This window comes from Micromonospora zingiberis (assembly GCF_004331455.1).
GTDB lineage: Bacteria > Actinomycetota > Actinomycetes > Mycobacteriales > Micromonosporaceae > Micromonospora > Micromonospora zingiberis.
Genome location: NZ_SJJR01000006.1, coordinates 248,156 through 270,199 on the forward strand (window position 1 = coordinate 248,156; position 22,044 = coordinate 270,199).

23 protein-coding genes and 2 tRNA genes are annotated in these 22,044 nt (G+C 71.9%); 16 read left to right on the plus strand and 9 right to left on the minus strand.

Going from position 1 to position 22,044, the window contains the following annotated elements:
• Positions 1-43: 43 nt before the first annotated feature.
• Positions 44-1,342 (minus strand): zinc-dependent metalloprotease, encoded by a 1,299-nt coding sequence (locus tag E0H26_RS12175; RefSeq protein ID WP_165521825.1) that lies wholly within the window; start codon positions 1,340-1,342, stop codon positions 44-46.
• A 114-nt stretch (positions 1,343-1,456) separates the two neighbouring features.
• Here E0H26_RS12175 and E0H26_RS12180 point away from each other — a divergent pair, with 114 nt between their 5' ends.
• From E0H26_RS12180 to E0H26_RS12205, 6 genes are all read left to right on the plus strand, one after another.
• A complete protein-coding gene (locus E0H26_RS12180) occupies positions 1,457-2,470 on the plus strand; it encodes a YlbL family protein (RefSeq protein ID WP_206025029.1) in 1,014 nt (337 codons plus the stop codon).
• A 192-nt stretch (positions 2,471-2,662) separates the two neighbouring features.
• Entirely contained in the window at positions 2,663-5,665 is a 3,003-nt protein-coding gene (locus E0H26_RS12185; RefSeq protein ID WP_206025031.1) for a UPF0182 family membrane protein, read from the plus strand.
• 217 nt (positions 5,666-5,882) lie between these two features.
• Positions 5,883-5,956, plus strand: a tRNA-Met gene (locus E0H26_RS12190).
• A 330-nt stretch (positions 5,957-6,286) separates the two neighbouring features.
• Positions 6,287-6,360, plus strand: a tRNA-Met gene (locus E0H26_RS12195).
• 113 nt (positions 6,361-6,473) lie between these two features.
• On the plus strand, positions 6,474-6,713 hold the full coding sequence (locus tag E0H26_RS12200; protein WP_131303705.1) for a hypothetical protein: 240 nt from the start codon (positions 6,474-6,476) through the stop codon (positions 6,711-6,713).
• Between the two features lie 84 nt (positions 6,714-6,797).
• A complete protein-coding gene (locus E0H26_RS12205) occupies positions 6,798-7,631 on the plus strand; it encodes a phosphoribosylaminoimidazolesuccinocarboxamide synthase (RefSeq protein ID WP_131303706.1) in 834 nt (277 codons plus the stop codon).
• A gap of 1 nt (position 7,632) precedes the next feature.
• On the opposite strand, the gene E0H26_RS12210 is transcribed toward E0H26_RS12205, so the two are convergent.
• Positions 7,633-8,103, minus strand: a complete 471-nt coding sequence (locus tag E0H26_RS12210; RefSeq protein WP_131303707.1) for an ATP-binding protein — start codon at positions 8,101-8,103, stop codon at positions 7,633-7,635.
• A 117-nt stretch (positions 8,104-8,220) separates the two neighbouring features.
• On the opposite strand from E0H26_RS12210, the gene macS reads away from it, so the two are divergent.
• Positions 8,221-9,456 carry a MacS family sensor histidine kinase gene (gene macS, locus E0H26_RS12215; protein WP_165521826.1) on the plus strand — a complete coding sequence of 412 codons (1,236 nt, stop codon included), beginning with the start codon at positions 8,221-8,223 and terminating at the stop codon, positions 9,454-9,456.
• 14 nt (positions 9,457-9,470) lie between these two features.
• The gene (locus tag E0H26_RS12220) at positions 9,471-10,115 is read left to right on the plus strand and encodes a response regulator (protein WP_131303772.1); all 645 of its coding nucleotides are present in this window, start codon (positions 9,471-9,473) and stop codon (positions 10,113-10,115) included.
• Between the two features lie 82 nt (positions 10,116-10,197).
• Here E0H26_RS12220 and E0H26_RS12225 read toward each other — a convergent pair whose 3' ends face one another.
• Together E0H26_RS12225 and E0H26_RS12230 are read right to left on the minus strand one after the other, a co-directional pair.
• On the minus strand, positions 10,198-10,770 hold the full coding sequence (locus E0H26_RS12225; protein WP_131303708.1) for a DUF5709 domain-containing protein: 573 nt from the start codon (positions 10,768-10,770) through the stop codon (positions 10,198-10,200).
• Positions 10,771-10,844: 74 nt separating this feature from the next.
• Positions 10,845-11,843, minus strand: a complete 999-nt coding sequence (locus tag E0H26_RS12230) for an SDR family oxidoreductase (protein WP_240742117.1) — start codon at positions 11,841-11,843, stop codon at positions 10,845-10,847.
• Between the two features lie 136 nt (positions 11,844-11,979).
• Here E0H26_RS12230 and E0H26_RS12235 point away from each other — a divergent pair, with 136 nt between their 5' ends.
• Positions 11,980-13,182 (plus strand): glycosyltransferase, encoded by a 1,203-nt coding sequence (locus tag E0H26_RS12235; protein WP_131303710.1) that lies wholly within the window; start codon positions 11,980-11,982, stop codon positions 13,180-13,182.
• On the opposite strand, the gene E0H26_RS12240 is transcribed toward E0H26_RS12235, so the two are convergent.
• From E0H26_RS12240 to aroA, 4 genes are read right to left on the minus strand one after another with little or no spacing between them, the layout of a single operon-like run.
• Positions 13,137-14,093, minus strand: a complete 957-nt coding sequence (locus E0H26_RS12240; protein WP_206025037.1) for a hypothetical protein — start codon at positions 14,091-14,093, stop codon at positions 13,137-13,139. The genes E0H26_RS12235 and E0H26_RS12240 overlap by 46 nt on opposite strands.
• 59 nt (positions 14,094-14,152) lie before the next feature.
• Positions 14,153-14,956, minus strand: a complete 804-nt coding sequence (hisN, locus tag E0H26_RS12245) for a histidinol-phosphatase (RefSeq protein WP_131303712.1) — start codon at positions 14,954-14,956, stop codon at positions 14,153-14,155.
• Positions 14,957-15,010: 54 nt separating this feature from the next.
• The gene (rsgA, locus tag E0H26_RS12250) at positions 15,011-16,156 is read right to left on the minus strand and encodes a ribosome small subunit-dependent GTPase A (RefSeq protein ID WP_131303774.1); all 1,146 of its coding nucleotides are present in this window, start codon (positions 16,154-16,156) and stop codon (positions 15,011-15,013) included.
• Entirely contained in the window at positions 16,126-17,427 is a 1,302-nt protein-coding gene (gene aroA, locus E0H26_RS12255) for a 3-phosphoshikimate 1-carboxyvinyltransferase (RefSeq protein ID WP_131303713.1), read from the minus strand. Before aroA ends, rsgA begins: the two co-directional genes overlap by 31 nt.
• A gap of 103 nt (positions 17,428-17,530) precedes the next feature.
• Here aroA and E0H26_RS12260 point away from each other — a divergent pair, with 103 nt between their 5' ends.
• The 5 genes from E0H26_RS12260 (at position 17,531) to rsrA (ending at position 20,875) form a co-directional block, all read left to right on the plus strand.
• Positions 17,531-18,241, plus strand: coding sequence for an SOS response-associated peptidase (locus tag E0H26_RS12260; RefSeq protein ID WP_131303714.1), 711 nt, complete (start codon positions 17,531-17,533; stop codon positions 18,239-18,241).
• A 198-nt stretch (positions 18,242-18,439) separates the two neighbouring features.
• On the plus strand, positions 18,440-18,832 hold the full coding sequence (locus tag E0H26_RS12265; RefSeq protein WP_131303715.1) for a WhiB family transcriptional regulator: 393 nt from the start codon (positions 18,440-18,442) through the stop codon (positions 18,830-18,832).
• 101 nt (positions 18,833-18,933) lie between these two features.
• Positions 18,934-19,548 (plus strand): alpha/beta hydrolase family protein, encoded by a 615-nt coding sequence (locus E0H26_RS12270; protein ID WP_131303716.1) that lies wholly within the window; start codon positions 18,934-18,936, stop codon positions 19,546-19,548.
• A 222-nt stretch (positions 19,549-19,770) separates the two neighbouring features.
• Positions 19,771-20,586, plus strand: coding sequence for a sigma-70 family RNA polymerase sigma factor (locus E0H26_RS12275; RefSeq protein WP_165521827.1), 816 nt, complete (start codon positions 19,771-19,773; stop codon positions 20,584-20,586).
• Between the two features lies 1 nt (position 20,587).
• On the plus strand, positions 20,588-20,875 hold the full coding sequence (gene rsrA / locus E0H26_RS12280; protein WP_131303717.1) for a mycothiol system anti-sigma-R factor: 288 nt from the start codon (positions 20,588-20,590) through the stop codon (positions 20,873-20,875).
• 85 nt (positions 20,876-20,960) lie between these two features.
• Here the strand turns inward: rsrA and E0H26_RS30585 are convergent, their stop codons facing one another.
• Positions 20,961-21,035 (minus strand): 50S ribosomal protein bL37, encoded by a 75-nt coding sequence (locus E0H26_RS30585; protein WP_369752275.1) that lies wholly within the window; start codon positions 21,033-21,035, stop codon positions 20,961-20,963.
• A 198-nt stretch (positions 21,036-21,233) separates the two neighbouring features.
• On the opposite strand from E0H26_RS30585, the gene E0H26_RS12285 reads away from it, so the two are divergent.
• The gene (locus E0H26_RS12285) at positions 21,234-21,449 is read left to right on the plus strand and encodes a biotin/lipoyl-binding carrier protein (RefSeq protein WP_013735733.1); all 216 of its coding nucleotides are present in this window, start codon (positions 21,234-21,236) and stop codon (positions 21,447-21,449) included.
• On the plus strand, positions 21,446-21,946 hold the full coding sequence (locus tag E0H26_RS12290) for a GNAT family N-acetyltransferase (protein ID WP_131303718.1): 501 nt from the start codon (positions 21,446-21,448) through the stop codon (positions 21,944-21,946). Before E0H26_RS12285 ends, E0H26_RS12290 begins: the two co-directional genes overlap by 4 nt.
• The last annotated feature ends 98 nt before the right edge of the window (positions 21,947-22,044 follow it).

Sequence of the window (22,044 nt, forward strand, 5' to 3'; positions counted from 1 at the left end):
CCACTCGAACCCGATCCCGCCGGATCCCGCACCCCAGCGGTGATCAGGACGGGGTGCCACCGCCCGGCGGTTCGTCCCGCCGGTCCGTCTCGCCCGGGGCCTTCTCCTCCGGGCCGCCGGGCGCGGTGAAGTCGAAGTTCTCCAACTCGCTCATCAGGTCGACGTCGGCCATGGCGAAGGCCACCGGGTCGGCGAAGTCCTCGTCGGAGGGGAGCAGGTCGGGGTGTCCCCACAGCGCGTCCCGGCCGCCGATGCCCCGGTGCTCGGTGAGCGCCGCCCAGAGCGCCGCAGCCTCCCGCAGCCGGCGGGGCCGCAGCTCCAGACCGACAAGTGCGGCGAAGGTCTGCTCGGCCGGCCCGCCGGCCGCCCGGCGCCGACGGAACGCCTCGCCCAGCGCCACCAGGTTCGGCAGTCGGCCGGCCGCCGCGCCGTCCACCACGTGACAGACCCAGCCCTCCACCAGCGCGAGGGCGGTCTCCAACCGGGCCAGCGACGCCTTCTGCGTCGGGCTGTCCTCCGGAGTGAAGATCCCCTCCAGGGCGATGGCCTGCATCGACTCCGGGTCGGTCGGGTCGACGCGACCCATCGCCTCCTCGATCGCCTCCCGGTTGACCCGGATGCCGGCGGCGTAGGTCTCCACCGCGTTGAGCACGTGCCCGCGCAGCCACGGCACATGCTCGAAGAGTCGCTGGTGTGCCGCCTCACGCAGCGCCACGTAGAGGCGTACCTCGTCCTCGGGCAGTTCGAGGCCCTCGCCGTAGCTGCGGATGTTGGCCGGGATCAGCGCGGCCGTGCCGGCCGGGCCGAGCGGCAGGCCGATGTCACCGGCGGAGAGCACCTCCGCGGCGAGCGAGCCGAGTGCCTGGCCGAGCTGCCCGCCGAAGAGCGCGCCGCCCAGCGTCGCCACCATCGACTGCATCGGGCCGAGCTGGGCGCGGGCCTCCGGCGGCACCAGGTCACCCATCGCGCCGACCATCCGGCTGGCCACCGGATCGCACAGCTTGCGCCAGACGTCGAGAGTCTTGAAGATCCATTCGTTGCGGTTCCAGGCCACCACGGTCCGGATGCCCGAGGGCAGCGCGGAGGCCGGCTCCAGCCAGAGGTCGGCGATGCGCAGCGCCTCCTCGACGGAATTTCGTTCGTACGGCGAGACCGCCGGGTCGCCCGCCGCGGCGAGCTGGCTGGCCGCGACCTGGCGGGCCAGGTCCCAGTTGACCGGCCCGCTTCCCGGCGCGGAGAGCAGGTGCTGCAACTGCGACATGAACTGCTGCATCTGCGCGGGGTCGTTGGGATCGGGCGGCTGCCCACCCGGTAGCGCGAAACCGAACGGAATATCAGGCACGACGTCTACGGTACGCGTGCCGCACCCCAGGTCGCCCGCGCCGCTGTTGCGCTGAGGGCGAAGTCGCCGTCGTGCCGCCCGGACGCTGTGGCCCGGATCGGTACGCTCTGCCGCATGAGACGTCGCGGCGTGACCGTCCTTCTCGGTGCTCTGCTCACCGCTCTACTCAGCATCGGGGTGCTCGGTGCGCCCGTCCCGTACGTGGTTCTCGGTCCTGGTCCGACCGTCGACACCCTCGGTCAGGAGGACGGCAAGCAGGTGATCCAGGTTACCGGCCGGGACACCTCCACCTCCGCTGGTCAACTGCGGTTGACCACGGTGGGTGTGCAGCCCAGCGTCAAGCTGCGGGCGGCCATCCAGGGCTGGCTCGCCGACGACCAGGCGGTGGTGCCACGCGAGCTGGTCTACCCGCCGGGAGAGAGCCGGGAGCAGGTCGAACAGCGCAACGCCGAGGACTTCCAGGTCTCACAGACCAGCGCGGAGACCGCCGCGCTGCGCAAGCTCGGGTACGAGGTGCAGGTCGTGGTCAAGGGGGTGTCCGCCGACGGCCCGGCCGCCGGGGTGCTCCAGGAGGGCGACGTGATCACCTCGGTGGACGGCGAGACCGTGCCGCTGGCCTCCCGGCTGACCGAGCTGATCAGGGCGAAACCGGCGGGCACGGCGCTGCGGATCGGGTACACCCGCGACGGGGCCGCCGACACCGCCACGATCACCAGCCGGGAGATCGACGGCCGCCCCCGCATCGGGGTCGACATCGGGCAGCAGCAGCCGCACCCGTTCACCCTCTCCATCGACCTGAAGGACATCGGCGGTCCCAGCGCCGGCCTGATGTTCGCGCTGGGCATCATCGACAAGTTGACCCCGGAGGATCTGACCGGTGGCCGGGTCATCGCCGGCACCGGCACCATCGACGACGCTGGTCAGGTCGGTCCGATCGGTGGCATCCCGCAGAAGTTGGTCGGGGCGAAGCGCGCCGGGGCGACGGCCTTCCTGGTGCCGGCGGCCAACTGCGCCGAGGCGGTACGCAACCGGCAGCCGGACCTGCCGCTGGTGAAGGTGGGCACGCTCGACGAGGCGCTGGCCGCGCTGGAGACGATGCGCGCCGGCGGTGAACCGACCCATTGCTGACCCGTCCGGTGGCCTGCCGCCCCGGCTGACGATCAAGCCTCTGAGCAGGGATGACGCGGGGCGCGTACCGGCGGCCGGCGGGCCCTCGCGGCAGCAGCCACGCGACCTTGCGCGGATGCGTTCAGGAACACCCCGTACTCTGGGTGCCTGGTCGGTGCCGATCATATCGAGCGTGCGGAGCCAACAGTGGTCATGCGTAGCAGCAGCCCCCTGCCGAGGATGAGCCGACGCGGACGCGTCACAGTCGGCGTACTGATCGGGGTGTTCGTCTTGTTCACCCTGCTTGGCTGGGGGGTGCAGGCCTGGACGGACTGGCTCTGGTTCTCCGAGGTCGACTACACGTCCGTCTTCACCGGCGTACTCCTCACCCGGCTGGTGCTCTTCCTGGCCGCCGCCGCGGGGATGGCGTTGATCATCGGAGGCAACCTCTGGCTCGCCCAACGACTGCGGCCGCGCAACCGGCCGCACTCGCCGGAACAGGCCACGCTGGAGCGGTACCGGATGCTGCTCGGGCCGCGCCTCGGGCTGTGGATCGCGCTGTCCGCGGTGATCGTGGGGCTGTTCGCCGGACTGTCCGCCCAGAGCCGCTGGACCCAGTGGCTGCTCTTCCGTAACGGCGGCGACTTCGGCGTCAAGGACCCGGAGTTCGGTGCCGACCTCGGCTTCTACGTCTTCCAGTTGCCGTTCTGGCGGTTCCTGCTCGGCCTCGGTTTCACCGCCGTGGTGCTGGCCCTGATCGGCTCGCTGGCCGTGCACTACCTGTTCGGCGGGGTGCGCCTGCAGGGCGTGGGTGACCGAATGACCAACGCCGCCCGTGCTCACCTGAGTTCGCTGGTCGCGGTCTTCGTGCTGCTCAAGGCGGTCGCGTACGTGCTGGACCGGCGCTCCATGCTGCTTGAGTACAACGACGGCGTGGGCGTCTACGGTGCCGGTTACGCCGACATCAACGCGCTGCTGCCGGCCAAGGAGATCCTCGCCTACATCTCCGTGGTGGTGGCGATCGCGATCATCGTGTTCTCCAACGCCTGGATGCGCAACCTGGTCTGGCCGGGCATCTCGCTGGCGCTGCTCGGCGTCTCCGCGGTGGCGATCGGCGGCATCTATCCCTGGGCGGTGCAGACCTTCGAGGTCAAGCCCAGCGCCCGGGACAAGGAGGCGCCGTACATCCAGCGCAGCATCGAGGCCACCCGCGCCTCGTACGGGTTGGACATCGCGAAACACTCGGCGTACGCCGCCAACAACCTGACCCCGCCGGAGAGCCTGGCCACCGACACCTCGGTGGTGCCGAACGCCCGGTTGCTCGACCCCCAGTTGGTCAGCGAGACCTACACCCAGTTGCAGCAGGTCCGTGGCTTCTACGACTTCGGCCCGAAGCTGGACATCGACCGCTACACCGTCGCCGGCAAGACCCAGGACTACGTGGTCGGCGTACGCGAGATCAACTACGGCGAGTTGACCGCCCAGCAGAGCAACTGGATCAACCGGCACACCGTCTACACCCACGGGTACGGGGTGGTGGCCGCCCCCGCCAACCAGGTGGTCTGCGGTGGTCAGCCGTACTTCGTTTCCGGTTTCCTCGGCGAGCGGTCGCAGGAGTCCTGCTCCTCGCCGAGCGACCTGATCCCGGCCAGCCAGCCCCGGATCTACTACGGCGAGCGGATGCAGGACGGCGACTACGCCATCGTCGGTAGGCCCAACCCGGACGCCAGCCCGGCCGAGTTCGACCGGCCGGCCGGCGAGAGCGGCGAGGGCCGTGAGTCCTACTACACCTACAGCGGTGAGGGTGGCGTCGAGATCGGCTCGTTCACCCGGCGGCTGCTCTACGCGATCAAGGAGCAGGAGGCGAACTTCCTGCTCTCCGAGGCGGTCAACGAGAACTCCAAGCTGCTCTACGTGCGTAACGCGCGGGACCGGGTGGAGAAGGTCGCGCCGTTCCTCACCCTGGACGGCGACCCGTACCCGGCGGTCGTCGACGGCCGGGTGTTGTGGATCGTGGACGGCTACACCACCTCGGCCACCTACCCGTACGCCGAGCGGGTCAACCTCCAGCAGGAGACCACCGACGAGCTGACCGGCCGGGGCACCATCCAGCTGGCCCGGGAGAACGTCAACTACATCCGCAACTCGGTCAAGGCGACGGTCGACGCGTACGACGGCACGGTCACCCTCTACGAGTTCGACGAGAACGACCCGGTGCTCAAGGCCTGGAACAAGGCGTTCGGTGGCGACCTGGTCAAGCCGCGCGCGGAGATCCCGCCGGCGCTGGCCGACCACTTCCGCTACCCGGCCGACCTGTTCAAGGTGCAGCGCAACCTGCTGACCCGGTTCCACGTCACCAGCCCCGGCGACTTCTACTCGGGGCAGGACTTCTGGCAGGTGCCGAACGTGCCGGACGCGCCGGACAGCGGGGTGAAGCAGCCGCCGTACTACCTCTACACCCAGCTGCCCGAGCAGGACGCGCCGCGCTTCCAGCTGACCAGCGCGGTCACCCCGAACGGCCGGCAGAACCTGGCCGCGCTGATCTCCGGGTCGTACCAGGACGGGCGGCCGACGTTGCAGGTGCTGGAGTTGCCGGACCAGACCCGCGTCTCGGGTCCGGTGCAGGTGCACCAGCAGATGACCAACAACGCCAACATCCGCCAGCAGCTGAACCTGCTCTCCTCGAACCAGGCCCAGGTGCAGTACGGCAACCTGCTCTCCCTGCCGTTCGGCAACGGGATGTTGTACGTCGAGCCGGTCTACGTGAAGAGCAACCAGACCGACGCGTACCCGTTGCTGCAGAAGGTACTGATGTCCTATGGCGACGGTGGTTCCTTCGTGGTGTTGGCCGACAACCCGGCCGACGGCATCAAGCAGCTCGTAGAGCAGGGCAAGCGGGCCGCCGCCGGGAATCCGCCGCCGGCCACGGAGGAGCCGCCGGCCGACGGTGAGGAGCCGACGGCCAGCCCGTCGCCCACGCCACCGGCCGGTGACGCGCCGCCGCTCACCGGCGAGCTGGCGGTGGCCGCCGACCGGGTGCGGACCGCGATCACCGAGGTGCGGGCCGCGCAGACGTCCGGCGACTTCGAGCGGTACGGCCGCGCGTTGAAGGAGTTGGACGACGCGCTGACCGCGTTCCAGCAGGCCCAGCAGGCGGCCAGCGGAGGCGGCGCTCAGGGTGCGACGCCCACGGGCAGCCCGTCACCGAACGGCTGACGGTCGACCCTAAGGGCCTGCGGCCCGGCGATCCCTCGATCGTCGCCGCAGGCCCTTCGGTCTGCCTGGCCCGCTTCGACGCGGCCGTCCGCCGCGTGACCAGCGTCGTTGCGGCATCGCCCGGCGTCGGCACCGGCCGGGACGGAGCTGGCAGCGGCGGGTTCCGGGGGTCGTTTTGCGGCGGCCCGGGGTGGTGCGCTACGGTTGGATCTAGCGACGCGGGGTGGAGCAGCTCGGTAGCTCGCTGGGCTCATAACCCAGAGGTCGCAGGTTCAAATCCTGTCCCCGCTACTGCACGACGATGGCCCCGGACTTCGGTCCGGGGCCATCGTCCGTTTCCGGTCCGCTCAAGGCCGGGGTGTTCTCCGGTACGCCCCGCACGGTTCCGGGCGGCGGACGGCCAGGACAGCCGTCGGCGGCACCGGGCGGCACCGGGCAGCGTGGCCGGCGGCCAGGAGCGCGGCGGGTCGGTCGGCGCCCAGTTGGATCACCAGGTCGGGTCGTGGCCGTCTCCGCCAGTCGCGGACGGGCCTGGTCGGGCGGGGTTCGTGCCGGATGTCGCGGTCGATGACGGGGTGGGTGATCGGTGCGATGGTGGGTGCGGTAAGGTAATTCCACCGACGCGGGGTGGAGCAGCTCGGTAGCTCGCTGGGCTCATAACCCAGAGGTCGCAGGTTCAAATCCTGTCCCCGCTACTGCACGACGATGGCCCCGGACCTTGGTCCGGGGCCATCGTCGTTCCACCAACCACCGCCGACACGAGCCCCATTCAACGGCCCGGGTTGTGCCGGTCGGCGAGGATGAGGCCATGTCTTCGTTCAGCAAGTGGTGGGGGCGGCTCGGCACGCTCCTGGGCACGGTCGTGCTGTCGGTGTTCGTCCCGGTTGCCGCCTGGGCCTCGACCGGCACCGGGGAGTTGGTCGTCGAGGCCGCCCGCCGACGGCGCGGCGGCGGCTTCTTCGGCTTCGTGAGCCTGCTCTGCTGCCTGGTGGTGGTGGCGGTGGTCGTGCTGCTGGTGATCCGGATGACTCGCGGCCGTCGGCGTTAAGAAGGGGCCCCTGCTCTACCGGAGGCGTTAAGAAGGGGCCCTTCCTTTTCGGGGGTGTGCGCGGCGCGTGGTCTACTTGTCGCCGTGGAACTTCTGCATTCGGGCAAGGTGAGGGACGTCTACGCCGACGGCGATGATCTCGTCCTGGTCGCCTCGGACCGCATCTCCGTCTACGACGTGGTGCTGCCGACCCCGATTCCGGACAAGGGCAAGGTGCTCACCGCGCTGTCGCTGTGGTGGTTCGAGCAGTTGGCCGACCTGGTGCCCAACCACGTCATCTCGGCGACCGACGTGCCGGCGGAGTTCGCCGGCCGGGCGATCCGTTGTCGCCGCCTGGAGATGGTGCCCATCGAGTGTGTCGCCCGGGGCTTCCTGACCGGCGGCGGTCTCAAGGAGTACGAACACAGCGGCGCGGTGTCCGGTGTCGAGCTGCCGCGCGGGCTGGTCGAGGCGTCCATCCTGCCCGAGCCGATCTTCACCCCGTCGACCAAGGCGCCGATGGGCGAGCACGACGAGCCGATGACCTTCGCCGAGGTCGTCGACAAGGTCGGCACGGAAACCGCCGAACGGCTGCGCAAACTGACGATCGACGTGTATTGCCGGGGCACCGAACTGGCCGCGGACCGGGGCATCCTGGTCGCCGACACCAAGATCGAGTTGGGGTGGGCGGTGGACGGCACGCTGGTGCTCGCAGACGAGGTGCTCACTCCGGATTCGTCCCGGTTCTGGCCGGCTGAGTCGTACCAGCCCGGTCGGGCGCAGTTCTCCTACGACAAGCAGTACGTGCGGGACTGGGCGGCCGGCAGCGGCTGGAACAAGCAGGACCCGGCGCCCGAGGTGCCGGCCGAGGTGGTGGAGGCCACCCGGGCCCGCTACGTGGACGTCTACGAGAAGCTCACCGGCAACCGCTGGGAGTGACTCACTCCAGCCGGTGGCGGCCGGTGTGCTGCTCGGTGGGGACGGTCGCGGTGATGATGCGTACCGTGGTGCCGGCCGGGCCGGTCTCGACGTCCATCGCGTCGGTCAGTTCGCGGGCCAGCCAGAGCCCCCAGCCGCCGGCCGTGTCGGGCGCGGGGCGGCTGCGGTCGTCGAGTCGCTGATCGCTGATGCCCTGGCCGTGGTCGGAGACCTCGCAGGCCAGCAGACCGGGCTCCACCCAGAGCCGCAGCCAGCCCTGACCGCCGCCGTGCCGCACGGCGTTGGTGATCAGCTCGTTGACGGCGAGCACGAAGTCGTCCAGGCGCTCGTCGCGTAGCCCGGCGGCGTGCGCGCAGGAGGTGACCGAGTGTCGAAGCTCGGTCACCTGTGCCTGGTCGAAGGCGTCGGCGATCAGGAGGGCGTGTTCGATGGGCACCACCGTACGCGGTGTGGGGGGTTCTGCGTTCGTCATGGCCCCGTCCCGACAGGAGATCGCAGAGGTTTACGCGGCATTTACCACCGTACGTCAGGGTTCACTGGGCCGCATTGGCTGAGGTGCCGGCGGACCGCCTGTGGCATCGTGGCGCACGTGCCCGCGCCCGGTGGATTCGAGGTCCCGCTCTGGCGTGCCGTCGCCGTCTTCCGGGTGGCTTCCCTGGCGTACGTCTGCGTGGTCGTGGCCCGCGACGCGGACCGGTACGCGCATCCGCTCGCCGCCGGTGCGCTGGTACTGGCGATGGCGGGCTGGACCGTCGCCACCGCGGTCGGCTACGCGGCACCGGCCCGGCGCGGCTGGCCACTGCTCCTGGCCGATCTGGGCGTCGTGGTGGCCATCCTGCTGGTCACCCCATGGGTGATGGGTCGGGAAGCGCTCGCTGCCGGCCTACCGACGCTGGCGGTGGCCTGGCTGAGCGGGCCGGTGCTGGCCTGGGCCGTCTCCGGCGGGCGGCGCCGCGGTACCGCCGCCGCGCTCGTCCTCGGCGGGACCGACCTCGCGACCCGGGGCATGGTCACCCCGACCGCGCTCAACGGGGCGATCCTGATGTTGCTCGCCGGCGTGGTGGTCGGGCACGTCGCCCGGCTGGCGGTACGCGCGGAGGAGCGGTTGCAGCACGCCGTCGAACTGGAGGCGGCCACCCGCGAGCGGGAACGGCTGGCCCGTGACATCCACGACTCGGTACTCCAGGTGCTCGCCCTGGTGCAGCGCCGGGGCGCCCGACTCGACGGCGAGGCCGGCGAGTTGGCCCGGTTGGCCGGTGAGCAGGAGGCGGCGCTCCGCGCGTTGATCTCCGCTGCCGGCCCCCTGGCGGCCGGCGTGCCGGCGGAGCGGAGCGCGTCGGGCACCGACCCGGCCCGTACCGGGGTGAGCGGCCTGACGCTGGGCCTGCGCGAGCTGGTCTTCCGCGCCGGTCCGGTCCGGTCCGACGGGGTCGAGGCACCGGTGGATCTGCGCGAACTGCTCGGCCGGTACGCCTCGGCCACCGTCTCGCTGTCCGCTCCCGCCAGCGTGGTGCCGTTACCCCCGGCGGTGGCCCGCGAACTGGCCGCGGCGACCGGGGCGGCGCTCGACAACGTGGCCCGCCACGGCGGCGAGCGGGCCTGGATCCTGGTCGAGGACGAAGGTGCGACGGTGACCGTGTCGATCCGGGACGAGGGCCCGGGCTTCGCGCCGGACCGGCTCGCGGAGGCCGCCGCGCAGGGCCGGCTCGGCGTGGCCCAGGCCATCCAGGGCCGGCTCACCGATCTCGGTGGCACCGCCACGATCAGTTCCACCCCGGGCGCCGGTACCGAAGTCGAACTCACCGTGCCGAGGAGAAACCCGTGAGCGGCCTGCGCGTGATGGTGGTGGACGACCACCCGATGTGGCGGGAAGGGGTGGCGCGCGACCTCACCGAGGCGGGCCATCAGGTGGTGGCCAGCTGCGGCGAGGGGCGGCAGGCGATCCGGGTGGTGACCGCCGCCCGACCCGACGTGGTGGTGCTGGACCTGCAACTGCCGGACGTCTCCGGGGTGGAGGTGATCCGTGGGCTGCGCGCTGCCTGGCCGCAGGTCCGGGTGCTCATGCTCTCCGCCAGTGGCGAACAGCAGGGTGTGCTGGACGCGGTCAAGGCCGGCGCCACCGGCTATCTGCTCAAGTCCGCCGCCCTCGCCGAGTTCCTGGACGCGGTGCGGCGGACGGCGGCCGGCGAACCCGTCTTCACGCCCGGTCTGGCCGGGTTGGTGCTCGGCGAGTACCGCCGACTGGCGGCTGCCGGTGGGCCGGCGCCGACCGGCACCGGGGCCAGCACACCCCGGCTCACCGACCGGGAGACGGAGGTGCTGCGGCTGGTGGCCAAGGGGATGTCCTACAAGCAGATCGCCGAGCGGCTCGGACTGTCGCACCGTACGGTGCAGAACCACGTGCAGAACACGCTCGGCAAGCTACAGCTGCACAACCGGGTCGAACTGACCCGCTACGCCATCGAACGCGGCCTCGACGACTAGGTTCAGCCGCGAGATCTTGGTGCGAAATGGCTCCCATGAAGGCCACTTCGTACCAAGATCCGCGAGACAGAACCTAGGGGCGTCACACCGAGTGCGGGGGGCGGGTCTCGTGGATGGCCAACTCCTCGGCGCTGGCCCCGCCGCCGGCGGCACCCGCGTCGTACGCGATCGAATCGGTCTCCTGGTCGGTGTGCGTACCCTCGTCCGGTTCGACCAGCCGACCCACCGTGGCGTCCGCGACGGTGCCCAACTGTCCGTGGTCGTAGATCGAGACCGGGGACTTCGGGTCGGAGGTGGGGCCCGGGTCGATGATGTCGGCGTCGAGCTGCGCCTGCGCGGCCTGTTCCCGGCTGTCCGCCTCGGCCGCGATGTCCGGGTCCACCGGGCCGGCCAGCGGATCGTCCACCGGCAGCTCGAACTGCTCCCGGTTCAGCTTGTAGTCCAGTGACTCACCGTCGAGTTGCTCGTCGGCGGTGGTGCCGAACTCGTCCACGGCGACCGGCACGCGGTCACCGGGCAGCTGGGCGGGGGCCGGTCCGTCCGCCTCCCGGCCGGTAAGTACGTCGTCCCCGGCCGTCGAGTCGTCGTCGGCGGTGTCGGGCAGACCGTCGGCCTCGGGGTCGGACAGCGGAGTCGGGTACTCGTCTTCGCGCATACCTGCTCCACTACCCGCTGCCCCTGCGCCATAACCGGCATCGGCGGGGCGGATCGGCAAGGACCCCGCCCCGGTCAGCGGCTGTCGCGGCGCTGACGGGCCAGTGCCGCGACGGTGCCGACCGCGGTGCCGGCGGCGGCCAGGCCGAGGGCCGCGGTGATCCGGATCAGTTGCCGACGACGACCATGCCAGCCACCCTCCGGTACGCCCTCGGCGGCCGACCGGTAGACGTTCCCGGCGCCGTCGGGGTGGGGGGTGGGGCCGAACTGGGTGCGGTGGGCGTACCAGGCGAGGGCCCGTTCGGCCAGCGCCGGGGCGAGTCGCCACTGCAGGCCGATCAACCGGGCGGCGCCCCCGGCGTACGTCTCGCGCCGGGGCCGGCGCAGCAGCCGCACGATGGTCTCCGCGACCAGCTCCGGCGGGTAGACCGGCGGCGGTGGTGCCAGCGTCCGGCCGCTGTGGTTCGCGGCGTGCCGGAAGAAGGGCGTGTCGATGGCGGCCGGCAGCACCGTGCAGATCGAGATGTTGCCGCGCCCGGTGAGCCGCAACTCCTGGCGGACCGTGTCGGCCAGGCCCCGGATGCCGTGCTTGGCGGCGTTGTACGCGGACTGGTACGGCATCGCCACCTCGGCCAGCACCGACGCGTTGTTGACCACGACACCGCCACCGGCCGCGTCGAGGTGCGGCAGCGCCGCCCGCATGCCGTACGCGGTGCCGAGCAGATCCACTTCCAGCACCCGGCGGAACTCCGCCACCGGGATCTCGTCGAACAGCCCGACCACGCCGACCGCCGCGTTGTTGACCCAGCCGTCGATCCGGCCGCACTGCCCGGCCGCGGTCGCGGCGAGCCGCTCGACCGCCGCCGGGTCGGTGACGTCGGTGGGTACGACCAGCGCCGCGCCGCCCAGCTCGCCGCAGCGTCGGGCGACCGTCCGCAGCGCCAGCTTGTTCCGGGCGGCCAGCACCACGGTGCACCCGCGCCGAGCCAGGGCGTACGCCGTTGCCGTGCCGATGCCGCTGGAGGCACCGGTGATCACCACCGTGGTGTCGCGGAGCGGTCGGGCGAGGGGCATTCCGCACCGATACCCCACCACGTCGCCGGTCATGCCGCCGGTCACATCCCGATCTGCCAGGTTTCGACTCCTGCGGACCCGGTTAATGGGACGCTCTGACCGGAGGACCACCGCCCAATCCCGCATGGAGGTGACCATGCGCGTCGGCCTCGTCTGCGCCCATGCCGCTGCGCCGAGCTCCGGCGACGGAACCGTCGTCGGCACCTACCAGCACATCGCACGGGTGGCCGCCGAACTCGCCGGGCGTGGTCACGACGTGCGCGTCTACACCCGCCGGGACGATCCGGACGCGGCCGACAGCGACCTGGTCGACGGTTACCGGATCGAGCGGGCGCCGATCGGACCGGTGACCCCGATACCCACCGCCGAGCTGGTGCCGTACGTGTCGGAGTTCGGCCAGTGGTTGGCCGACCGGTGGGCGGTCGACTGGACACCCGAGGTGGTGCACGGCCACTACTGGGTCGGCGGGCTGGCCGCCGCGCACGCCGTACGGGAGACCGACATCCCTGTCGTGCAGACGTTCCACTCGATCGGCATGGAGCAACTGCGTCACCTCGGCCCGCAGTACGACGGCCCGGGGACCCGCATCCCGCTGGAGCGGGCGCTGACCAGGGCGGTGGACATCGCGGTGGCCCAGTGCAACGACGAGGTGGAGGAGCTGACCCGGATGGGTCTGCAACGCACCTCGGTGGCGATGGTGCCGACCGGTGTGGACACCGCACTGTTCCACCCCGACGGCGAGGCCGCCCCGCGTGACCAGCGGTCCCGGATCCTCTCCGTGGGCGGCCTGGCATCCGGTCACGGTCAGGAGGACCTGATCCGCGCGATGCGTCTGGTCGGCGACGCGGAACTGGTGATCGCCGGAGGGCCGCCGGCCAGTCAGTTGGCCGGTCACGCCGAGGCCCGCCGGTTGCGTGAACTGGCCGAGCGGGTCGGCGTGGGCGACCAGGTGCACCTGGTGGGTGCGGTGCCGCACGACCAGATGGCCACCTGGTACCGCTCGGCCGACGTGGTGGCCTGCACCCCGCACTACTCCTCCGCCGGCCGGGTGTCACTGGAGGCGATGGCCTGCGGTGTCCCGGTGGTCGGCTACGCGATGGGCGGCATCGCCGATGCGGTCGTCGACGAGGTCACCGGCAAGCTGGTGCCACCGGGAGACGTCCGCACCCTGGGGATGACCCTGCGCCGGCTGATCACCGACAACGCGGGCCGGTTCGCGTACGGGCACGCCGCGGTGGACCGGGTCCGGTGCAGCTACACCTGGGAACGGACAGCGAGCGCGCTGGAGCGGCTCTACGAGCGGGTGATCGGCCGGCGTAAACCGGTCGAGGCGGCCTGAGCCGGCTCGGTCGGCTCGGTGCCGAGCAGCGGGGCCGACGCCACCCGAGGCGTCGGCCGGGTGCCCTTGCCGCCGTCCAGCACGGCGCGGGTGGTCTCCCGGGCCACCGCGTGATGATGTTGCGGCTCGGCGTACCGGGTGAGCCCGATGACCGCCGCGAGGGTGACCAGGAAACCGATGCCGGCGAGCCATTCCCGGCCCGGCCAGATCTTGTCGTTGAGCAGTAGTAGGCCGATGATCGCGGCGGGCACCGCGCCGGCCGCGTCCATGGCGGCCACCGCCGCCGTCGTGGAACCACGCTGCATCGCCAGCCCCAGCAGCAGCTGACCGACGATGGAATGGCCGATGAGCAGGTAGAGCAGCGGATCGGTGAGGAAGGCGTCCCAGGTCGGCGCCGAGGCCAGCGGGCGGGCGGCCACCGCGGCGGCGGAGAAGCCCAGGCCGGCGAGGGAGCCGAGCGCCACCGAGCCGGGTGCGCCGTGTAGCCGCACCGCGAAGAAGCCCAGCACCGCGATCACCCCGAGGGTCACCAGCAGGGCGACCATCCCTGCCGTACCCAGCGGTTTGGACGGTGCCGGCCGGGCGGAGAGCACCAGCGCGGTGATCCCGGCGAAGAGCAACAGCAGCAGGACGACCTCGGACATCGGCAGCCGCCACTTCAGCACGATCACACCCAGCAGGGCGGTGACCCCCAGCCCGGCGGCCACACTCGCCTGCACCAGGAACAGCGGCAGGTCCCGGCGGGCCAGGAAGGCCAGCACGAACCCGGCCACCTGGCAGGCCAGGCCGACCAGATAGGTGCGGTGTCCGGCGAGGCGCAGCAACAGCCCCGGATCGAAGGTGTGGTGCACGGTGGTGCGGGCGGCGGCGACCGACTGCAACAGGTTGGCGATGCCGTACGCGACGATCATCGCCGCCAGAAAACACCAACCTGCGGTAGCCACCTGGCGAGGATAGAGGTTACCGGGCGTCAGCGCGCGGCCGGCCGAGCCAGCCGGTCGAGGATGTCGGAATGCAGCAGCGAGTTGCTGGCCACGGCGCTGGTCTCGGCTCCGGCGGGGGCCGGACGACCGGCCAGGTCGGTGCAGGTGCCCCCGGCCTCGGTCACGATCGGTACCAGCGCGGCCACGTCCCAGAGCGACAACTCGGGTTCGATCATGACGTCGAGTGCACCCTCGGCCAGCAGCATGTAACCGTAGAAGTCGCCGTAGGCCCGGCTGCGCCAGGTGTCCCGCATCAGTTGGAGCACCGGCTCCAGCAGGCCGGCCTCCTCCCAACCGCCCAGCGACGAGTAGCAGAGGCTCGCGTCGGCCAGCTCGCGCACCCCGGACACCCGGATCGCCTCGCCCCGGGTGGCGTCCGGGCCCGCGTACGCCCCGGTGCCCCGCGCCGCCCACCAGCGGCGGCCCAGCGCCGGCGCGGAGACCACGCCGGCCACGGGACGCCCCTGCTCCAGCAGCGCGATCAGGGTGGCCCAGATCGGTACGCCCCGGACGAAGTTCTTGGTGCCGTCGATGGGATCCACCACCCATTGCCGGGCTCCGGTGGCGGCAGTGGCGCCGTACTCCTCGCCGAGCAGGCCGTCGTCGGGCCGCTGCTCGGCCAGCAGGGCACGGATCTCGCGTTCCACCGCGGTGTCCGCGTCGGAGACCGGGGTCAGGTCCGGTTTCGACTCGACGCGCAGGTCGAGCGCGCCGAACCGGGCCATGGAGATGGCGTCGGCGGCGTCGGCGAGCCGGTGGGCGAGGGCGAGGTCGTCGGCGTACCCGGTCATGCGTTGCACCGTAGCGACGTCACCGGCGTCCCACCGGACGGGGGCGACGCCGGCTCACTCCACGCGCCCGCGCGGATCGTGCTCGGTCTCGTCGCGGGGGTTCGTCGCGCCGCGCGGGTCGGTCTCACCGGCCCGGGACGCCAGCAACCGGCGGTACGAGGCCAGCCGACGCGGATCGGCCCGACCGTCGGCGACCCAGGCATCCAGGGCGCAGTCGGTCTCGTCGGCGGTGTGCGGGCAGTTCGCCGGGCAGTCGACGGTGGCCTCGACCAGATCCGGAAAGCCGTGCAGCAGGCTCTCGGCCGACACGTGCGCCAGCCCGAAGCTGCGTACCCCCGGGGTGTCCACGATCCAACCCGGATCGTCCGGCGTGCCGGCCACGGCGGGCAGCCGCAGCGCGACCGCGCTGGTCGAGGTGTGCCGGCCCCGGCCGATCGCGCTGACCGTGCCGACCGCCCGGTCGGCCTCCGGCACCAGACGGTTCACCAGCGTCGACTTGCCGACCCCGGAGTGCCCGACGAGCACCGAGACCCGGCCGGCGAGCAGGTTGCGTAGCGCGTCCAGCGGCGAGTCCGGCCGGATCAGCACGTACGGCAGCTCCAACTCGGTGTAGTAGTCGAGCACCGCCTCCGGGCCGGCCAGGTCGGCCTTGGTCAGGCAGAGCAACGGCTCGATGTCCGCGTCGTACGCGGCCACCAGACACCGGTCGATGAAGCCGGTTCGGGGCGGCGGATCGGCCAGCGCGCTGACGATCACGAGCTGGTCGGCGTTGGCCACCACCACCCGCTCCAGCCGCCCCTCGGCGGTGCTGGCGTCGTCCTCGGCGGTACGACGCAGCACCGACCGGCGTGGCTCGATCCGAACGATGCGGGCCAACGCGCCGGGTGCGCCCGAGGTGTCGCCGACCAGGCCGACCCGATCACCGACCACCACCGACTTGCGGCCCAGTTCGCGGGCGCGCATCGCGGTGACGGTGGGGGCGTCCGGCGCTGCCGTCAGCACGCAGGTGTACCGCCCCCGGTCCACCGCGATCACGAAGCCGTGCTCGGCGTCGGCGTGCTGCGGTCGGGTGCGGGTACGCGGACGGGAGGACCTGCCGGGCCGGACCCGTACGTCGTCCTCGTCGTACTCTCGCCGCCTGGTCGCCAGGGCCGCTCCTGTCTGTCCGCTCAGCTCTTGCCGGTCACCATCGCCGACCACAGTGCCGGGAATTCGGGCATCGTCTTGGAGGTGCACGCCACGTCGTCCAGCTCGATGCCGGGCACGGCCAGTCCGGCCACCGCGGCGGCGTGTGCCATCCGATGGTCATCGTAGGTGCGGAACACTCCGCCGCGCAGCGGCCGGGGGCGGATCTCCAGCCCGTCGGCCGACTCGGTGACGTCCGCGCCCAGCGAGGCGAACTCGCGGTTCAGCGCGGCCAGCCGGTCGGTTTCGTGGCCCCGGATGTGACCGACCCCGGTGAGCATGGACGGGGAGTCGGCGAGCATGGCCAGCGCGGTCAGCACGGGAGTCAGCTCGCTGACGTCCGACAGGTCGGCGCGCAGCCCGCGTACCGTCCCGGTGCCCCGCACGGTGAGCCCTTCGGTGGTCATCGCGACCTGCGCACCCATCTGCTGCAACAGCGAGCGCAGCCGCTCCACCGGCTGGGCACTGCCGCGCGGCCAGCCTTGCAGGGTCACCTCGCCGCCGGTGACCAGGGCGGCGGCGAAGAACGGCACCGCGCCGGAGAGGTCCGGCTCGATCTCCCAGCCGCGGCCGGTCAGTGGGCCCGGCTCGACCACCCAGACGTCCGGGGTGCTGTCGTCGACCGCCGCACCGGCGGCCCGCAGCATCTGCACGGTCATCCGCAGGTGCGGCGCGGAGGGCACCGGTGGGCCGACGTGCCGGACCACCAGCCCACGGTCGAAGCGCGGCGCGGCCAGCAGCAGCCCGGAAACCAGCTGGCTGGAGGCGGAGGCGTCGATCACGACCTCTCCGCCGGTCACCCGGCCGGTGCCGAGGACGGCCAGCGGCAGGCTGCCGGGACCGGTGGTGTCGATGCGTACGCCGAGCGAGCGCAGCGCCTCGATCAGTGGCCCGAGCGGCCGGGTGCGGGCGTGCGGGTCGCCGTCGAAGGTGACCCGCCCCTCGGCCAGCCCGGCCACCGGCGGCACGAAGCGCATGATCGTGCCGGCCAGCCCGACGTCGACGTGTGCCGGACCGACCAGCCGGTGCGGCCGGACCAGCCAGCGCTCGTCGTCGGCGATCGACACGTGGGCGCCCATCGCGCGCAGCCCGCCGGCCATCAGCTCGGTGTCCCGGGCGCGCAGCGGCTTGGCCAGGGTCGAGGGGCCGGCGGCCAGGGCGCTGAGCACCAGGGCGCGGTTGGTCATCGACTTGGAGCCGGGTAGGCGCAGCGAAGCGGTGACCGGATCGCTGGCGGTCGGGGCGGTCCACGGCTGTAGCGGCCGGGTCGCGGTCAGGTTCCCCACAGCTACATTCTGCCGTGTCGGGACCGGGCAGGCGCCCTGCCACCGTCGCCGCTCCCGGTGGACGGGACGTCAGAACGGCTGGCGGCGCGCTAGCGTGTGCGGCATGTGCGGGAGGTACGCCACGACCCGGAGCGCCGGTGACCTGAGCGGACTGTTCGAGGCCACGGACGAGACCGCGGGCGGGCTGGTCGCCGACTACAACGTCGCACCGACCGATCCGGTGCCGCTGGTCCGGCTCAGCGCGCCGGGACACCGCGCGCTCTCGCTCGGGCGCTGGGGGCTGGTGCCGGGCTGGTCCCGGTCGCCCGCCAATGCCGCCCGCATGATCAACGCTCGGGCCGAGACGGTCGCCACCAGCCGGGCGTACGCCCGTGCCTTCGCCCGCCGCCGGGCACTGGTGCCGGCCGACGGCTGGTACGAGTGGGTCCGCCAGCCGGGCGGGTCCAAGCAGCCGTACTACATGACCTCGGCGGATGGCTCGGTGCTCGCCTTCGCCGGCATCTGGTCGGTGTGGGACGCCCCCACCGGACCGCTGCTGACCTTCAGCGTGGTGACCACGGCCGCGCTCGGCGAACTCGCCGAGGTGCACGACCGGATGCCGCTGCTGTTGCCGCCGGAGCGGTGGGCGACCTGGCTGGGCCCGGCGGACGAGCCGGCGGAACTGCTCGCGCCGCCGCCGCTGGACTGGCTGGCCTCCCTGGAGATCCGACCGGTGGGCGCGGCCGTGGGCGACGTCCGTAACGACGGTCCGGAACTGACCGCCCGGGTGTCACTGGCCCCTGCCGCCGAGCCGGCCGACCCGACGTTGTTCTGACCGCACGCCCGGCACATTGTCGGGAGTGATTTGCCGCAGTTGCGGGTGAAAGGTCAGCCGATCGTTTTGCCAACTTCCCGGCAGAGTCTTGTCCCGGTGTCCAGAAGTGCGATAGAACACAGCGCCGGTGGTGGGTGTCGTTTACTCCATGTGAGCGATGCTTATCGATATTGCTGGTCCCACGGGGGAGGTGGGTGGATGACCCGGGCACGTATGCCCCGTCCACATGAGGTGGCCGCCGCGCGGCGTGATCCGCGACTACTGCGGGCGCTGCGGGAACGTCGACAGGATGAAGCCTGGCGTACCAGGGGCACCTGTCAGAGTGTCGACCCGGAAACGTTCTTTCCGGCGCCGAACGAGCCGGCCGACGCCGCAGTCGCGTTGTGCCGTAGCTGTGATGTGCAGGGCTCCTGCCTGGCGTGGGCGCTGGAGGTCGGTGACTGCCACGGCGTGTGGGGCGGCACCACACCACGCGAGCGGCGGGCGATGCTGGTGGCCTGGCGCGACGAGGTACAGCCAGATCCCGACGTCGCCAGCGAGGCGGGCCCGCCGGTACGCGACCAACTACTCACGCTGGTCCCATCCCGCTGACGCGGCCGTGCGCAGACCTCGGTCGCATGGCATGACGCCCGGGTAGCGGGCGTGGCGCGGATGGCGTGAGTCGGCATGGCGCGGGGCCGCAGAATGGTGCTGTGCCAGCTGACGACATCGTCCAGACACCGCGTGGTCCGGCGCGGGTGGACCTCGATCCCCCCGCCGGACCGCCCCGGGCGCTGCTGGTGCTGGGGCACGGGGCGGGCGGTGGCGTCGACGCCCCCGACCTGCTCGCGCTCCGCGATGCCGCGGTGGCCGCCGGACTGCTCGTGGCTCGGGTGACCCAGCCGTACCGGGTCGCCGGTCGGCGTGCGCCGGCACCGGCCGGGCAGCTCGACGAGGCGTGGCGGGCGGTGCTGGCCGTGCTCCGGGACGGCTGCCCCGGCGTACCCCTGCTGGTGGGTGGCCGATCTAGCGGAGCCCGGGTGGCCTGCCGGACGGCGACCACCGTGGGCGCCGCCGGGGTGGTCGCGCTCGCCTTTCCGCTGCATCCGCCCGGGCGTCCGGAGCGCAGCCGGGCCGGCGAGCTGGCCACCGGTCTGCCGACCCTGGTGGTCAACGGCGACCGGGATCCGTTCGGCGTGCCGGAGCCCGGCCCGGGGGTACGGGTCGTGGTCCGGCCGGGCGAGCGGCACGACCTGCGCGGCGACCCGGCCGGTACGGCGGGGGTGGTGCTCGACTGGCTGCGTGGCCAGGGCTGGGCGCCGAGCTGACCGCTGGGCCGGGTCGACGGCACCGTTTCCGCCGGCCGCGCCCGGTCGTTGCACCCGGTGGTGTCGCCCGGACCGGGCGACACCGGGCTCCCAGGCCCTTCCTGGTCCCAGCCGTGCTACCCGGTGGCTGGGACCAGGAATGGAGCGCGATACGCGGAATGCCCGGACCTGCGGCGGGTGTTACACCCCACGGACGAACACTGTGCGAGGGGGGTGAGGCGGGTGTCGACCCAGTTCCGGAACCGGGAACGCGACGAGCGTGAGGCCCGGCAGCTCAGGCAGCTGTTGGCCGGCCCGGAGTGGCCTGCGGTGGTGCCGCCGGCCGAGGTGGCGACGGGCACACCCGTCGGAACCGAATCTTCCGGTAGGTCCGGGCGCGTATCCTCAGCGGGGAAGCATCCGACCCGAGGGGATGTGCGGTTGACCACCGAGAAGACGGACGAGCGCAGGGCCCGGTTCGAACGGGACGCGATGCCATTCGTCGATCAGTTGTACGCGGCCGGTCTACGGATGACGCGTAACCCGGCGGATGCCGAGGATCTGGTCCAGGAGACCTACCTGAAGGCTTACGCGGCCTTTCACCAGTTTGAGCAGGGTACGAACCTGAAGGCCTGGCTCTACCGGATCCTGACCAACACCTACATCAACTCCTACCGCAAGCGGCAGCGTCAGCCGGTGCAGGCGCCGACCGACGAGATCACCGACTGGCAGCTCGCCGAGGCGGAGTCGCACACCTCCAGTGGGCTGCGGTCCGCGGAGACCGAGGCGCTGGACCGGCTGCCCGACAGCGACGTCAAGGAGGCCCTCCAGCAGTTGCCGGAGGAGTTCCGGCTCGCGGTCTACCTCACCGATGTCGAGGGCTTCTCCTACAAGGAGGTCGCCGACATCATGGGCACCCCGATCGGTACCGTGATGTCACGGTTGCACCGCGGTCGTCGTAATCTGCGCAAGCTGCTTGAGGGCTATGCCGCGGAGCGCGGTTTCTCCGCCGCGCCGTCGGCCCGGAGTTCGGCCGCTGCCAGTGGCCGGGAGGTGTGACGTGAGCTGTGGAGACCCGCACGAGACGGATTGCCGTGAGGTTCTCGCCGAGGTCTACCTCTACCTAGACCTGGAGTGCGCGCAGGAACGCCGGACACTGATCCGGCACCATCTCGACGAGTGTGGCCCGTGCCTGCGGGAGTACGGCATCGAGCAGGAGGTCAGGGCGCTGGTGGCCCGCTGCTGCGGAAACGAGTCCGCGCCGGACGAACTGCGTGAGCGGCTGCGGGTACGGCTGAGCGAGCTCGTCGTCTTCGAGACCACCGAGTCGCGCGAACTGGCCGACTGAGCCGACGCCGCGTACGACGACGCCGGTGGCCCGACGGGCCACCGGCGTTCGGTTGTCCGGTCCGCGATGCGAACCGTGCGTCGGCTCAGGAGTTGGGCCGCTTGCCGTGGTTGGCGGAACTCTTCTTGCGGGCCTTCTTCTTGCGGGCCTTCTTCGCCATGCTGACCTCCTCGTGATGGTCGGATCGCCTGGGCACGACCTCGGCGCCGGTGCACCCACCGGTCCTCCCGGCGCCAGGGTCCGACCTGTTGATGTTAGAGGCCGGCCCTGGCGGGCGCGGCCGGGGCTGCTCCTGGCCCATGGGCGAGCGGCGCATGATTTGATACGTCGCAGGCAGTCGTGAGGGAAGGGGCCGGAGATGGCCGAGGAGATCCGTGCCGAGATGGTGGCCAACGTCTGGAAGGTCGTCGCAGCGGCCGGGGACACCGTTTCCGAGGGAGACACCCTGGTGATCCTGGAGTCGATGAAGATGGAGATTCCGGTGGTCGCCGAGTCCGACGGCGTGGTGCAGCAGCTCGCGGTGAACGAGGGCGACGTGGTGCAGGACGGTGACCTGATCGCGGTGATCGGTTGACCGGCCTGCTGGTCCGGCCGGCCGAGCCGGCCGACTTCCCGGCCATCGCCCGGCTGACCGTCGCCGCGTACGAGGCGGACGGTCAGCTCAAGGACGAGGGCGGGTACGCCGAGGTGCTGGCCGACGTGGCCGGCCGGGCGGAGCATGGCGAGATCCTGGTCGCCGCCGACCCGGTCACCGGCCACCTGCTCGGTTCGGTCACCTTCGTGCTGCCCGGCAGCCGGTACGCCGAACTGTGCGGCCCGGGGGAGGCCGAGTTCCGGATGCTGGCGGTGGACCCGGTGGCGCAGGGCCAGGGTGTGGGCGCGGCGCTGGTCGAGGCGTGCGTCGCCCGAGCCACCGAGTTGCACCGCACCGCCCTGGTGATCTGCGTACGCGAGGGCCTCGCCGAGCCGGCCCACCACCTCTACCGCCGCCGTGGCTTCACCCGCGTCCCCGCCCAGGACTGGTCCCCCCACCCCGGCATAAACCTCCTCGCCCTAACCCTCCCCCTCTAACCCCGCCCACCCTTCCGCCTCGATCTTGCACTTTTGGTCGGCGGAATGCCCCTCTTGTCGGCTTTGCCCCGACGGGAAGTGCAAGATCGCGGGGGAGG

Excerpts from the sequence above, each read along its gene's own strand:
- E0H26_RS12180 (WP_206025029.1), top strand. The coding sequence starts at position 1,457 with ATGAGACGTCGCGGCGTGACCGTCCTTCTCGGTGCTCTGCTCACCGCT.
- E0H26_RS12185 (WP_206025031.1), top strand. The coding sequence starts at position 2,663 with ATGCGTAGCAGCAGCCCCCTGCCGAGGATGAGCCGACGCGGACGCGTC.
- E0H26_RS12200 (WP_131303705.1), top strand. The coding sequence starts at position 6,474 with ATGTCTTCGTTCAGCAAGTGGTGGGGGCGGCTCGGCACGCTCCTGGGC.
- E0H26_RS12210 (WP_131303707.1), bottom strand. The coding sequence starts at position 8,103 with ATGACGAACGCAGAACCCCCCACACCGCGTACGGTGGTGCCCATCGAA.
- E0H26_RS12220 (WP_131303772.1), top strand. The coding sequence starts at position 9,471 with ATGGTGGTGGACGACCACCCGATGTGGCGGGAAGGGGTGGCGCGCGAC.
- E0H26_RS12225 (WP_131303708.1), bottom strand. The coding sequence starts at position 10,770 with ATGCGCGAAGACGAGTACCCGACTCCGCTGTCCGACCCCGAGGCCGAC.
- E0H26_RS12230 (WP_240742117.1), bottom strand. The coding sequence starts at position 11,843 with ATGCCCCTCGCCCGACCGCTCCGCGACACCACGGTGGTGATCACCGGT.
- E0H26_RS12235 (WP_131303710.1), top strand. The coding sequence starts at position 11,980 with ATGCGCGTCGGCCTCGTCTGCGCCCATGCCGCTGCGCCGAGCTCCGGC.
- E0H26_RS12240 (WP_206025037.1), bottom strand. The coding sequence starts at position 14,093 with ATGATCGTCGCGTACGGCATCGCCAACCTGTTGCAGTCGGTCGCCGCC.
- hisN (WP_131303712.1), bottom strand. The coding sequence starts at position 14,956 with ATGACCGGGTACGCCGACGACCTCGCCCTCGCCCACCGGCTCGCCGAC.
- E0H26_RS12260 (WP_131303714.1), top strand. The coding sequence starts at position 17,531 with ATGTGCGGGAGGTACGCCACGACCCGGAGCGCCGGTGACCTGAGCGGA.
- E0H26_RS12265 (WP_131303715.1), top strand. The coding sequence starts at position 18,440 with ATGACCCGGGCACGTATGCCCCGTCCACATGAGGTGGCCGCCGCGCGG.
- E0H26_RS12285 (WP_013735733.1), top strand. The coding sequence starts at position 21,234 with ATGGCCGAGGAGATCCGTGCCGAGATGGTGGCCAACGTCTGGAAGGTC.